The following is a 13,066-nucleotide window of genomic DNA, read 5'->3' on the forward strand; positions in this document are numbered from 1 at the left end:
TCGGGTCACTGCGGACCGCTATCACGTTGCTGGTCAGGTTCCCGCCCCATTCTGTGGCCCCACCCCCTCCCTGCCAAGAGTCCCGGCGTTCATCTGGCCCTCAAGGCCGCTGGGGTGGGGCGTTGGGATACGCTGGCGTGGGGGCCAGGGCGCCGCCCCGGGAGAGCAGGTCTGCATGGATGAAGAAATCCTCCTGATGTTGCGCCTCCAGCAGGGCGACGCCGAGGCGTTGACTGAACTCCACCACCGGACGGGCCGGCAGGTGTATGCCGTGGCCTATCACCTGCTGCGCCACCGCGAGGAGGCCGAGGAGGTGGTGCAGGACACCTTTACCCGCGTGGCCCGTCAGGCACGCTCGTATCATCCGGAGCTGGGGTCGCCGCGCGCGTTCATCTACACCGTCGCGCGCAACGCGGCCCTCTCGCAACTGCGCGCCCGGGGTGCCCGGCCCGTCACGGTAGACCCCGAACAGGTGCCCCCGGACCACCTCCCGGCCCCGGCCCACGACCTGGAAACCCGGGTGGATGTGCAGGCGGCGGTGCAGCGCCTGACCACCCGCGACCAGGCGCTGATTCTGGACGCCTTTTTCGACGGCCTGAGCCACCCGGAAATCGCCGCCAAGCGCCAGTTGCCCCTGGGCACCGTCAAATCACGCTTGCGGCGCGCGCTCCTGGCCATGCGTGAACGGCTGGAGGAGACATGAACGCGGACGGACACGCCCCCCACCACCCCACCGAGGCGACCCTGCGGGCCTACGCCCTGGGCGACCTCGGCGCGGCCCAGGCCGAGGTGACGGAGCAGCACGCGCTGGGCTGTGCCCGCTGCGCCGCCCAGGTGCGGGCCTGGCGCGACGAGCTGGTCAGCGCCATCGAGGCCCTGCCCACCCCGGACAGCGTGCCGCCGCTGAGGGCGAGGCCGGAACCGCCGCGCGCTTCCCCTTCCCGCGCCCATCCCGCTGTGCCGCGCGGGGCCTGGCCAGCGGCGGCAGCGGTGGCCGGCATGCTGGCGCTGGCCGGGGGGGTGTGGGGCGGCTCCCAGACCTCGCGGCTGGCGGGGCTGCGGGCCGAGCAGGCGCAGGTCACGCGCTGGCTGGCCCGCAGCGACCTGCGCGTCCTGACCCTGAAGGACGTGCGGCGGGAACCCAGCGGCCGGGTGCTGGTCCTGCCCGACCGGCGCGCGCTGTTCGTGCTGCCCGAGGCCCCGCCCGGCTACGTCTACGCCGCGTGGGTGGCACGCGGCTGGCAGCGCGGCGACCCCATGCAGCTCGCGCAGACCAGCCGGGCGGGCGTGTTCGAGGTGAACGTCGGTCCCAATGATTACCTGTGCGTGAGCCTGGAGGTCCGCCGGCCCGGCGCCCGCCCCACCCGGGTCCTGGGCTGGACGTTCCTGTGACGGCCTGCGTGGGATGACCCGGGGGGCCATGCATCCATTCGCGCCTGCGGTGCGTTTCAGAGGGTGGAGGTTCCCATGACACGAATCCGCATGACCGCCGCCATCCTGACCTTCTCGGCACTGGGCCTGCTGGGCACCGGGCACGCCGCCGACCTGGGCACGCGCCAGGACGCGAAGCTGGGCACGATCCTGCAAGACAGCCGGGGAATGACGCTGTACCTGTACACCAAAGACGAGCCGGGCAAGAGCAACTGCTACGACCAGTGCGCCGTGGCTTGGCCCCCGCTGCTGGCGACCGAACTCCCCAAACTGCCCGGCGGCCTGCCCGGCAAGCTGACCCTGGTCGCCCGCAAGGACGGTAGCCGGCAGGTCGCGTACAACGGCTGGCCCCTGTACCTCTGGGTCAAGGACACCCGGCCCGGCCAGACCACCGGTCAGGGCGTCGGGAAAGTCTGGTACGCCGTGAATCCCGGCCCGGCGGTGCAGGCCGCCGACCTGGGAACGCTCGGCAAAGGGCTGGTCGGCGCGAACGGGATGACGCTGTACCTGTACACCAAAGACGAGCCGGGCAAAAGCAACTGCTACGACCAGTGCGCCGTGGCCTGGCCCCCGCTGCTGACCGCCTTCACGCCGACCGGCCCCGCCGAACTGCAAAGCCACCTGGGGACCACTCCCCGCAAGGACGGCGGAATCCAGGTCACCTATGACGGCAAGCCGCTGTATTTCTGGGTCAAGGACAGGAAATCCGGAGACACCACCGGCCAGAACGTCGGCGGCGTGTGGTTCATCGTGCATCCCTGAGCGGTAAGAGGTGGGGAACGGCGGCTGGCCGGGAAAGAGCATCCCCCCGCCGTTTCCCTTGACCCGCAGTGTCGTGGGGAGGCCGTGGGGCTGACAGGCTCGCCACAGACCAGGCCGTCCTCGTCCGGACGCGCCGGATCTCTGGACAGGCCGAGCCGGTCTTGACCGGACTCCAGATGACGCCGCTTCCCGGTGATCGGGGGGAGCGGCGGCCCAACGCCCTGCCGGACGCGGGAAAAAGCTGCCCCCGGGCGGCACCTTCTGGGCAACACTTTTGCTAAGGTACAGACACAGCAAGCCGCAATTTCTGACCTTGTCCCGGTGGACCATCCGCGTCCCGGGTGCCCCTGACGTTTCCGGGCAAGGCGGCGGCGCGCTCCTGTGTTCAGCCTGACCGGGAGGAAGACTATGAGCCAGCCCAACCCATCCAGCCCCCTGCCCCCTCACCCGCTGCTGGACGAATCCCAGCGCCAGGCGCTGCTGGCCCTGGTGGACACCCTGGTGCCCGCCCTCCAGCGGGAGGATGACCCGCACGGCTTTTACGCCACCCCTGGCAGCGCGGCGGGGACGCACCTGGCGGCGGAAGCCTACCTGGGCAGCCTGCCCGAGCGGGACCAGGCGGGCCTCCAGGCGCTGCTGGGCGCGCTGGGGAGTTTCGGCCTGACGCCAGACGCGCCCCAGGCACAGCGCGAGGCCGTGCTGGCCGGGGTGGCCGCCAGCAGTCCCGAGGCGGCGGGCGGAATTGACGCGCTGCGGCGGCTGTGCCTGATGCTGAACTACACCCTGGTCAGCCCGGAAGCGCCCAACCCCTTCTGGCAACAGTTCGGCTACGGCGGCCTGACCTACAGTGGCGCGGCGACCGAGCGCGACCTCCCGACCCTGGTGCCGGGGGACGGCGAGACGTTGGAGGCGGATGTGGTGGTCGTGGGGTCCGGGGCAGGCGGCGGCGTGATCGCGGGCGAGCTGGCGGATGCGGGGCTGCGGGTGGTCGTGCTGGAGGCGGGCGGGCAGTACGCCGACGCCGAGCTGGGCCGCTCGGAGCTGTGGGCCTACCAGAACCTGTACTGGCGCGGCGGCTTCACGCCCACGGCCGACGGCAACGTGTCGCTGATCGCGGGGCATACCCTGGGCGGCGGCACCACCGTGAACTGGATGAACTGCGTCCGCACGCCCGACGAGGTGCGCCGCGAGTGGGCCGGGCTGGGCCTGGAGGGTGTGGACGGCCCCGAGTTCGACGCGGATATCGCCTCGGTCATGGCCCGTATCAGCGCGAACGATACGTGCAGCGAGTACAACGGCACGCACCAGCGCATGCTGGAGGGGGCCGAGAAGCTCGGCTACCACGCGAAGAGAGCCTTCCGCAACGCCGACCCGCAGCGGCACGACCCCGCCCACGCCGGGCACATCGGCTTCGGGGACGCGACGGGCAGCAAGCAGAGCACCCTCAAGACCTACCTGAAGGACGCGGTGGCCCAGGGTGCCAGGATCATTACACGGGCGACCGCCGACCGGGTGCTGACCGAGGGGAGCCGGGCGGCAGGTGTGGCCGCGACGGTACTGGGCGAGGACGGTTCGCCCCGCAAGATCACGGTGCGGGCGCCCCAGGTGGTGATCGCCTGCGGGGCACTGGAAACGCCCGCGCTGCTGCTGCGCTCCGGGCTGGGTGGCCCTGCGGCCGGCGACTTCCTGCGGCTGCATCCCTGCGGGGCGCTGACCGGCCTCTTCGCGGAGGACCAGCAGAACTGGTGGGGACCGGCCCAGGCAGCCATCGTGGACGAGTTCGCGGGGCGCACGGACGGCTACGGCTATCTGATCGAGACGACCCAGTACACCACCGGCCTGTTCGCGTCCTCGGCGGTCTGGGCAGGCCCCGAGGCGCACAAAGACCTGATGGCGCAGCAGAGCCGCAGCGTGACCCTGATTCACCTCACCCGCGACCGGGGGCATGGCCGGGTCACCCTGGACGAGAACGGGCAGGCCCGCGTGACCTATGCCGTCACCGATCCCGTGGACGTGGAGAACTACTGGCACGGGCAGGGCACGGTGGCCCGGCTGCTGGAGGCGGCAGGCGCGCAGACGATCTTCCCCCTGTCCGAGAACGCCCGGCCCTGGACGCGCGGCGAGGACCTGGAAGCCTTTATTGCGGAGCTGCGGCACCAGCCGATCGGACGCGGCGGCCACACGGTGTTCAGCGCGCACCAGATGGGCACGGCCCGGATGGGCCAGGACCCCCAGACCAGCGTCGCCGACCCACAGGGCGAGCTGCACGATGCGCCAGGGGTCTGGATCGGGGACACCAGCGCCTTCCCGACCTCCTCGGGGGCCAATCCGATGATCACCTGTATGGCGCTGGCCCGGCGGACAGCCCGCTTTGTCGCGCAGGCAGCGAAAGCCGGGGCAGAAGCCGGCCATTCTCTCAGCACCGACTGAAGCAGGGGGAGGGGGAGCATGCCTGGTTCCTCCCCCTTGCTCGCTGTCAGGGAAAGCCGCAGACCCCGTCTGGAACGTTCGGGACGCCCGTCCTTCTAAATATACTTCTTAAAGGCATATTTTCCTTCCGAGGAACTTATGCTGACTCCCGAACAACTTGCCACCGTCAAAGCCACCGTTCCCGCCCTCGAGCTGCATGGCGAGACCATCACCCGGCACTTTTACGCCTCCATGTTCGCGGCCCATCCCGAGCTGCTGAACATCTTCAATCCGGCAAACCAGAAGACCGGGCGGCAGGCGCGCAGCCTCGCGGCCTCGATCCTGGCGTACGGCGCGTACATCGACCGGCCCGAGGTGCTGGGGCCGATGGTGGGCCGCATCGCCACCAAGCATGTCAGCCTGGAGGTGCTGCCCGAGCATTACCCCATCGTGGGTGAGCACCTGCTGAAGGCGATTGCGGCGGTGCTGGGCGAGGCCGCCACGCCCGAGATTCTGGACGCCTGGGCCGCCGCTTATGGCCAGCTCGCGGACATCATGATCGGCGTCGAGGGGCAGATGTACAAAGGCGCGGCGGAGCAGCCGGGCGGCTGGCACGGCTTCAAGCCCTTCCGGGTGGCCCGCAAGGTGCAGGAAAGCAGCGTGATCACGTCGCTGGTGCTGGAGCCGGTGGACGGTCAGCCCCTGCCGCCTTTCCAGCCGGGGCAGTACCTCAGCCTGAAGGTGCAGGTGCCGGGCCGCGACACCAGCCAGATTCGCCAGTACAGCCTCTCGGACGCGCCCAACGGCCAGACGTACCGGATCAGCGTCAAGCGCGAACTGGCCCCGGTCGGGGAGCCTTTTGCGCCCGGCGGATTGATCTCCAACTACCTGCACGACGAGGTTCAGGAGGGAGATGAGCTGCTGGTCCACACCCCGGCGGGTGACTTTTTCCTGCAAGACTCGGACCGCCCGGTCGTCCTGCTGAGCGGCGGCGTCGGCATCACGCCGATGCTGAGCATGCTGAATGCCCTGGTCGCCTCCGGCCCGGCGCGCCCGGTGGTGTTCGTCCACGCGGCGCTGGGCCAGGGCTACCACGCCTTCCGCGAGCATGTGAACGAGGTGGCCCGCACCCACCCGAACGTCCGCAAGGTCGTGTACTACACCGACGTGACGGCAGAAGACCGCCCCGGCGAGCACCACGACGAGGCGGGACTGATCCGGCTGGAGACGCTGCGCCCGTATCTGCCGGCCGGGGACACCGAGTACTACTACTGCGGCCCCGAAGGCTTCACCCGCGCGGTGGAGGGCATTCTGGACCGGCTGGAGATTCCGGCCGAGCGGCGCTTCACGGAAACCTTCGGCCCCAGCCAGAGCTTCGCGCCCGTGTTGCTGGGAGTACGGTAAGCCGGGGCGGCAGCGGGTAGAGTGCCGCCCGGAGGGGACCCACAGGATGCAGCTCACCCGGTTTACCGACGTTTCCCTGCGCGTGCTGATGCACCTCGCGCGGCTGGCTCCGCACGAGCAGGCGACCACGCAGGACATCGCCGCGCGCTACAACGTCCCCTACAACCACCTGAACAAGGCGGTGCATCATCTCAGCAAGGCGGGCTGGATCACCTCCAGCCGGGGGCGCGGCGGTGGGATCCGGCTGGCCGTCGCGCCGGGAGAGCTGCGCATCGGGGAGGTGGTGCGGTCCACCGAGCCGCCCGGCGACGTGGTGGACTGTTTCTCGCAGACCTGCCCGCTGCGCTTCGCCTGCGCCCTGAAGTGCGCGCTGGATGAGGCACACCGGGCCTTTTACGCCCGGCTCGACGAGTACACGCTGGCCGACGTGGCCGGAAATCCGGGTCAGGCACTCCTGGAACTGGCCTGAACTTCGGGGAAGGGGGAGGGCGCAGCGATTCGGTAGGCTGCGCCCTCCCCTCCTCTGCTGCCGGGCGGCCCCTCTCTCACCCCAACCAGCAGGAGCAGGCGGCCCGGTTCGCGGGAGGGCCAGTCAGGGACGAAGGGCCTTCGTGACGGCCGTGGGGACAGGGGTTCCCCGCAATTGACGGTTCCACACGTCCCGGTAGACCTCCCAGGTCTGGTCGAGCATCTGTTCGACCAGGAACTGTTGCCGGAAGCGGCGCTGCCCGGCCTCGCCCAGCTGCCGCCGCAGGGCCGCGTCGGTGGTCAGGCGCTTCAGGGCCTGAATCCAGGCCGGCAGATCGCCCCGGGGCAACAGCAGTCCGGTCACCTCCGGGACAACGGCCTCGCCCACGCCCCCCACATCGCTGGCCAGCACGGGCAAGCCGGCCCGCATGGCTTCCAGAATGCTGATCGGAAAACCCTCGTAATGGGTGCTGAGGCAAAACAGCTCACTCTGCCGCAGCAGCGCAGGAACGTCGCCCCGGTCCCCCAGGAAGTGAACCCGTTCGGTCAGCCCCAGCGCCGCCACCAGCGCTTCCGCCGCCGGCTGCTGCTCGCCCTCGCCGACCAGCCAGAGTTCCAGGTCCGGCACCTCGCGGACCGCGCGGATCAGCAGCGCCTGGTCCTTCTGGGGCGAGAACCGGGCCGCCATGATGGCCCGGACCGGAGCCGCCGAAGGGGGCCGGGAAGAAGGCGCCCCCGCCCCCGGCTGACCCGAGGGCACTTCGGGCAAGCCGTTGTGGATGGTCACCAGCCGTGAGGCGGGCAGGACCCGCAGCCGCAGGGCCAGCTGGCGGTCATACTCGGAGACGGTGATGGCCCTTGCGAGCAGCGGAGCCGTGACCCGTTCGGCCAGATAGGTCAGCAGGCGGCGTGGCCACGAAACCCCCTCGGTAAAGGCCCAGCCGTGGACGGTAAAGACGGCGGGAATCCCCAGGCGCGCGGCGGCGACCCGGCCCAGCAACCCCGCTTTGGAACTGTGCAGGTGCACCAGATCCGGCCGCAGCTGGCGCAGCAAGCGGACCATGGCCCGCAGAGCCTGCCAGTCACGGGCAGGCCGCAAGGGAACCCGCAGGTCGGGCAGGACGTGGGTGGCCAGCCCCAGGCCCCGCGCCTCCGCGAGCAGGAAGCCTTCCTCACCCGCAACGACGGTCAGGCGCGCGCGATCCCGCAGGGCGAGCAGCTCGGCCACGTGCATCTGCGCTCCACCGCGCTCGGCCCGGGTAATGATGTAGACAATATGTGGCTTTTCACTCATCTGTTGCAGCTCCTGGGGGACCCACCGGGCCGCTCCCGTTCTCCAGGAGGCACGGGGACCCGGTTCACCCACGGAGGCGTCCATGGGCCGGGCAGAAAACGCGCCCGGATTGGCCCGTCTGGCTTCCCGGGCTGGCCCACCCGGCTGGCTCACTCCTCTGCCCCGGCCTGGGCGACCAGCTCGCCGGCCAGACCGTAGCGTGGGTCATAGGGAGCCTGCCAGATCAGCGCCCAGCCCAGGGCCTCGGCCTGCCCGCGCCGCACCGCCCGCGCCGCCTCGCCCCGGGTGAGCCAGGCGGCGTACCGCAGCGCCGGACCGGCAAAGACCCGCGAGGCGCGCACCTCGGCGATCAGCCGGCGTGCTGCCTCATCGTAGGGCACGAAGACAGGCACCGAGGTTCCGGGCCGGGGCACCAGCTCCGAGGCCAGGGCGGTGTAGTTCATGGCCCGGCGCTCGTTCGACCGCGCCGTGGCCCAGTCCGCGTCCGCCTTGCGTTCGGCCAGGTGGCGGGCATAGTCGCGCTGGGTGTCCGGGTCGGTCAGGGTTCCTCCGGCGTCCAGCAACGACCGGGTCAGGGTGATTTCCCCGGACCAGGCCAGCGGCGTCGCCACATCCGAGAGCAGGACGAGGTGGAAGGTCCCGTGGCAGAGCGCCTGCGCCTCGACCAGATGCGGCAGCGGGGCCACGAGATGCCAGACCGTGTCGAAGGTGCCCAGGGACGTGGGCGGCAGGGTGGTCGCCACGACCACCACCGGCTCACCGCGCCTGCGCCGTTCGAGCAGCGCCTCGACCTGGGCGCTCAGGTGGACCGGGCACAGGCTGCTCGAAAGCAGGGTGCTGCCGGGCAGCAGTCCCGCGAGCCGGGCCGCGCTGGCCCGGGAAGACAGCATCACCAGCCGGCTCCCGGCCTGCCGCGACACTTCCCGGGCCAGCGCGTGCAGCGTGCGGGGTGACGCCTCCTCCCTCACGCAGCACGGCTGCCCTGCGGCCACCGGGTTCCCGGTCAGCACCCCCGACAGTTCGGCGGGGGACGGGGCAGGCGAGGGCTGGAAGACCGGCGGCCAGTCAGCCTCGACGCCGGGCAGCGCCAGCACCGTCCAGCCGAAGACGCGGGCCGCGTCCGAGAGCAGGCCCGTGACCACGCCGAACAGTTCGGGCGCAAGGGTGTGCAGGCCGTCCAGCAGCAGCGGGCCGGACAGGAGGCGCGCGAATCGCGGCAGGTCCCAGGTCCAGGCGGCGGCCAGCAGGCGAATCACGTCCTCCAGGGCCAGCACGGTCACCGGACAGGCCTCGTCGCCCACCGCCTCAGTGCCATACCGCGCCCGCAGAAAGCGCAGCGCGCCCTGTTGCGCGCTCCAGGACGCGCACGCGAGGGTCAGGTGTCCCGGCCCCGCCCGTTCCGCCGAGGCCAGGGCGCGGGCCACGCCCCAGCCCCAGCGCTCTTCTTCCGGCGCGGCCGGCAACACCGACAGCCCAGGCGGCAGCGGGGGGACGTCGGCCGGCGCGGGGGGCAGGGGCGCGGCCGGGAGGGGCGCTTCATCCCCGCTGAGCAGCCAGCCCGCCAGGCCCCGCACGAACATCTCCCGCTCACCCGGCCGGAGGGAGAGGGCCGGTGGGGCAGGCGGCAACTCAGCCCGGGCGGCCCGCAGCAGCGCCCCGGGCAGGGGGTCGGCCAGGAGCCGGGTCGCCTCCGCGGTGTCGAGCAGCCCCCCGCTGCGGGCCAGGAGTGCCCGGGCCAGGTCCGGCTCGCCCAGCTGCCCGGCCAGGCGCGCCGCCTGAAGTGCGTCGCCCTCCACCAGCGCGGCGAACCCTGCGGCCCGGTGCAGGAAGGGCCGCAGCAGCTCGGGTGGGCGCTCCACGGCCCCGCCGTCCTCCCGATCCGCCGGCAGAGGGGGATGGGTCACCGGAGTGCCCCCGCCTGCTCCGGAGAGAGAGACGTGTAGGTGTATTCACCCTGCGAGGCCGTCTCCCGGAAGCGGTTGAGCACGAACCCCAGCAGGTTCACGCGCAGCCGGGAGACTTCCTGCACGGCCCGCTCGACCTGGGCACGGCCCGCCTGCGCGTCGGCCACCAGAATCATCCCGTCCATTCTGGCGGCGAGGGCCAGGGCGTCGGCCACCCGCAAGACCGGCGGGGGATCGACCAGCACCATATCGTATGCCCCGCCCAGCTCCCGGATGAATCGCGTCAGCTGGTCGACGTCCAGCCGCAGCTCGGTCGGTGCGGCCAGATCGACGCCCTCGGCCACCCCGGGCCACAGCTGGCCCGTCCCGGCGGGGCGGGGGGCGGGGGGCTGCTGACCATTCCAGTTCGAGAGCCACAGCTGCTGCTGACGCCTGCGGAATACATCGGCATCCACCACCAGGACCCGCAGCCCATGCGCGGCCAGATTGCCGGCCAGCCCGGCACTCACCGTGCTCTTGCCTTCCCCCGACTGCGCGCTCGAGATCACGATGGCCGGCGTATGCGGCAGCTTGGCCAGCGCCGCCAGCAGCCCCACCCGCACGAACTCCATCTGTTCGCGGAACACGCCCTGCCCCGACTGCCACAGCACCTTCCGGGGGTCACTGGTCCGCAGGGGCAGCGGGGGCAACGTGCCCAGCACCGGGGCCGAGAACTGGCGCAGATCCTCCAGTCCCCGGATCCGCTTGCGCAGGTGATCGAGCACGAAGGCGAGCAGGACGCCGAAAAACAGGCTGGCCGCAAAGATCAGCGCGGCATTGCGCCAGGGGCGCGGCTCGACCGCCTCGGTGGGCCGGACCGCGTCCGCCAGGCCGGTCAGGGTGCCGCTGACCGTCTGTTCCAGCACCTCGACCTGCTGCAACTTCTGGAGGACGTCGCCCCGCAGGTTCTCCAGGGACCGCGCGTCCAGGGGACTGCCCGCCTGCGAGATGCGGCGCGTCAGGTCGTCGCGCTGGGCCAGCAGATTCTGTCTGGCCCGCGCCACGCCCCCCAGCGCCCGCTGCCGGTCCCACTCCAGCAGGGCGTCCGCAAAGCTGTTGGCGGCGGCCTGGGCCAGTTCCGGGGTGGCGGCCCGCGCGCTGACCTCGTACACGCCGACGAACTCCTGGTTCACGTCGGACACCAGCGTGACGGTGCGCGCATCATCGCGGCGCAGTTCGGCCTGGACCTGCGCCACCAGCGCCCGGCGGGCCGCCGAGTCGGGGACCCGGCTGGCCAGCAGGGCCAGCGCCCGGTTCATCACCGCCGGACTGTAGGCCGCCCGCTCCACCACGGGGGGCGGCAGCGGCGGCGCGGTGACCAGTGTGGTGTTGATGACGGAGTTGCCCCCACCGCTGGGCAGCGCGGCGATACTGGCCGTGGTCTGGTAGACGGCCGGGCGCGTGCGCGAGTAGAGATACACCAGCGTGGAAAGGACCAGCGCGGCAGCCAGCACCGGGAGAGCCGCACGCCGCAGCACACCGAGAACATACGTCAGGTCAAGGTCTTTGGGCCGTTCAGAGGTCATAGGGTCCTTTACGGATAGGGGCTAGAACGGGAAAGTCGTGTGGTTCTGTGCCAGCCTAACCTACTGCCTGCTGCCTTGCCCGGTGCTTTGTGCCCGCCTCTTTCCCGCTGTCCGGCCCTCCTCGCCTGCGGCCCGCTGAGGGGCAGCAAGTCCGCTCAGCGCAGCTCGTACCACTGGGCCGTGAGCGGCGTGAGCGCCCCCGTCACCGCGCCGTTTTTCAGTTGCAGCCCGGTGGGGCGTCCGGCGAGGAGGGGCACCAGCTGCGCCGTCTTCTCGCCCAGCGTGATCTTGACGTTCTGCCGCGCCGTCTCGCTGAGGCTCAGCACCTGAAGATACCGGTGGCCCTTGTAGGTCCAGAGGGTGGCGCGCGCTTCGAGGCTGCCCGCGTTCAGGTCCTGCCGCTGGCCCTCCAGCAGGAACGGTGAGAGCAACTTGACTTCCCCGGCCAGCCGCTTGAGTTCGGTCCGCAGCGCCGGCTGGGTCGCCAGGTCGTTGGTCTGGTCCAGGTAGGTGTAGTACAGGATACCCTTCACGCCCGCCCCGAGCGCCTGGTTGGTCATGCTGTAGAGTTCGCGGGCGTTGGGCAGGCGGCCATCCTTCCAGCGGAAGCTTTGCAGGTTGGCGATCGGGAGGGTGCCGTTGGCCCTCGACTCTTCCACCAGGCGCTTCATCACCGGGTAGACGACGCCCACCTCGTCCCCGCCGTCCACCGGGTAAGACTGGTTCCCGACGGCATCGGACTTGCCGAAATAGGCGGCGTGGCTGTTGGCGAAGGTGATGGCCATGCTGGCGTATGTCAGGTGTCCCGGGTCGAGCGCCTTGGTGGCCCGGTGACGCTCCTGAAGTTGCTGCGGCGTCAGCAGGCTGTTGCAGTCATCGCCGATCATCCAGCCCAGCAGCGCCGGTTCATTCTTGAGCGCGGCGATGGACACGGCATTGAAGTCCTCGACCAACAGCTTCATGCCCCGGCTCTGCGCGCTTCTGAGGAGGGCCTGAAAGCCGGGGATGTCGTCCTGGGCGTCGAACATAGCCGCATTCATGACGTTGAACCCCATGTCGGCGATGGCCTGCATGTCCCGCAGCCGGCGTTCAGCATTGCCGGCCCAGGACACGTGATAAAAGCCCATGGGGAACATCGGCTGGCCGCCGATGGTCAGTGTGCCTCCGGCCTGGACACTGATGCCCGCCGGGGTCGTCTGGGTCGTCGCCGCGCCCAGCGCCTGCAAACGCTGGGTGGCCGCCTGCGCCGCCGCGTCACTGGCCTGCACCTCGTCCACGCCGCCATTGCCAGTGGCACTTTCTCCGGTCGGGAGGGCGGCGGTCGTGGGGACATTCGGCGTCTGCGAGCAGGCGGCCAGCAGCAGGGTCAGGGCACAGGCCAGGGTTCCAATTCGTCTCATGGCGTCCTTCTTTCGGTAACCCGGCTTACTCCGCAGCGTGAACGGCGGGGAGTACCGTGGCTTTGCGTCGCCTCCTCACGGAGGGTTTGCCTTTTTCGAGAATGGGCGGGGGCCTCGGCGGCGCGGTCTGCGCCACCAGCCGGTGGGGTATCCAGAGGGGTCTCAACTCTGTGAAGACAGGTTAAGGATCTGCTCTTACGTTACCCATACAAATGGAGAGATGCTGTTGAGATTCTCACAGCCCAGTCCGGTTGCTCGCCGTCAGTGGGCGGGTGGCAGCGTGAGCCAGCCTGGCGGGCCAGTCCACGCCGTCAACGGTTGACAGGGAACAGAGTGACCGGTGGGGCGCCCCCTTCAGGCTCCCCCGACCGCTAGCCGGGACTGAAGCAGCTCCACTTCAGCGTTTTCCCAGAATCGGGGGGCCTGCAA

10 protein-coding genes and 1 riboswitch are annotated in these 13,066 nt (G+C 70.6%); of the genes, 6 read left to right on the top strand and 4 right to left on the bottom strand.

All coding sequences use genetic code 11. The annotated features are described in order from the left end of the window. Window positions 1-175: 175 nt before the first annotated feature. From DEIPH_RS01845 to DEIPH_RS01870, 6 genes are all read left to right on the top strand, one after another. Window positions 176-703 (top strand): RNA polymerase sigma factor, encoded by a 528-nt coding sequence (locus DEIPH_RS01845; RefSeq protein ID WP_034352922.1) that lies wholly within the window; start codon window positions 176-178, stop codon window positions 701-703. Then, entirely contained in the window at window positions 700-1,392 is a 693-nt protein-coding gene (locus DEIPH_RS01850) for a hypothetical protein (protein WP_034352925.1), read from the top strand. Before DEIPH_RS01845 ends, DEIPH_RS01850 begins: the two co-directional genes overlap by 4 nt. Before the next feature lie 75 nt (window positions 1,393-1,467). Next, complete coding sequence (locus tag DEIPH_RS01855; RefSeq protein WP_081790719.1) at window positions 1,468-2,193, top strand: hypothetical protein; 726 nt, start codon at window positions 1,468-1,470, stop codon at window positions 2,191-2,193. Window positions 2,194-2,601: 408 nt separating this feature from the next. Further along, window positions 2,602-4,623, top strand: coding sequence for a GMC family oxidoreductase (locus tag DEIPH_RS01860; protein ID WP_051517072.1), 2,022 nt, complete (start codon window positions 2,602-2,604; stop codon window positions 4,621-4,623). Window positions 4,624-4,761: 138 nt separating this feature from the next. Beyond that, a complete protein-coding gene (gene hmpA / locus DEIPH_RS01865; RefSeq protein WP_034352932.1) occupies window positions 4,762-6,006 on the top strand; it encodes an NO-inducible flavohemoprotein in 1,245 nt (414 codons plus the stop codon). Window positions 6,007-6,052: 46 nt separating this feature from the next. Beyond that, complete coding sequence (locus DEIPH_RS01870) at window positions 6,053-6,475, top strand: RrF2 family transcriptional regulator (protein ID WP_034352935.1); 423 nt, start codon at window positions 6,053-6,055, stop codon at window positions 6,473-6,475. Window positions 6,476-6,598: 123 nt separating this feature from the next. On the opposite strand, the gene DEIPH_RS01875 is transcribed toward DEIPH_RS01870, so the two are convergent. The 4 genes from DEIPH_RS01875 to DEIPH_RS01895 all read right to left on the bottom strand — a co-directional run bounded on the left by DEIPH_RS01875 (window position 6,599) and on the right by DEIPH_RS01895 (window position 12,637). Further along, on the bottom strand, window positions 6,599-7,768 hold the full coding sequence (locus DEIPH_RS01875) for a glycosyltransferase family 4 protein (RefSeq protein WP_051517073.1): 1,170 nt from the start codon (window positions 7,766-7,768) through the stop codon (window positions 6,599-6,601). Between the two features lie 149 nt (window positions 7,769-7,917). Then, entirely contained in the window at window positions 7,918-9,672 is a 1,755-nt protein-coding gene (locus tag DEIPH_RS18545; protein WP_051517074.1) for a hypothetical protein, read from the bottom strand. Beyond that, window positions 9,669-11,237: a tyrosine-protein kinase family protein gene (locus tag DEIPH_RS01890; protein WP_034352944.1), complete on the bottom strand. Its 1,569-nt coding sequence runs from the start codon at window positions 11,235-11,237 to the stop codon at window positions 9,669-9,671. Before DEIPH_RS01890 ends, DEIPH_RS18545 begins: the two co-directional genes overlap by 4 nt. Window positions 11,238-11,392: 155 nt before the next feature. Beyond that, window positions 11,393-12,637, bottom strand: a complete 1,245-nt coding sequence (locus DEIPH_RS01895) for a hypothetical protein (RefSeq protein ID WP_034352945.1) — start codon at window positions 12,635-12,637, stop codon at window positions 11,393-11,395. A gap of 11 nt (window positions 12,638-12,648) precedes the next feature. After that, window positions 12,649-12,738, bottom strand: a riboswitch (cyclic di-GMP riboswitch). Window positions 12,739-13,066: the final 328 nt, after the last annotated feature.

Source organism: Deinococcus phoenicis (assembly GCF_000599865.1).
Taxonomy (GTDB): Bacteria; Deinococcota; Deinococci; order Deinococcales; family Deinococcaceae; genus Deinococcus; species Deinococcus phoenicis.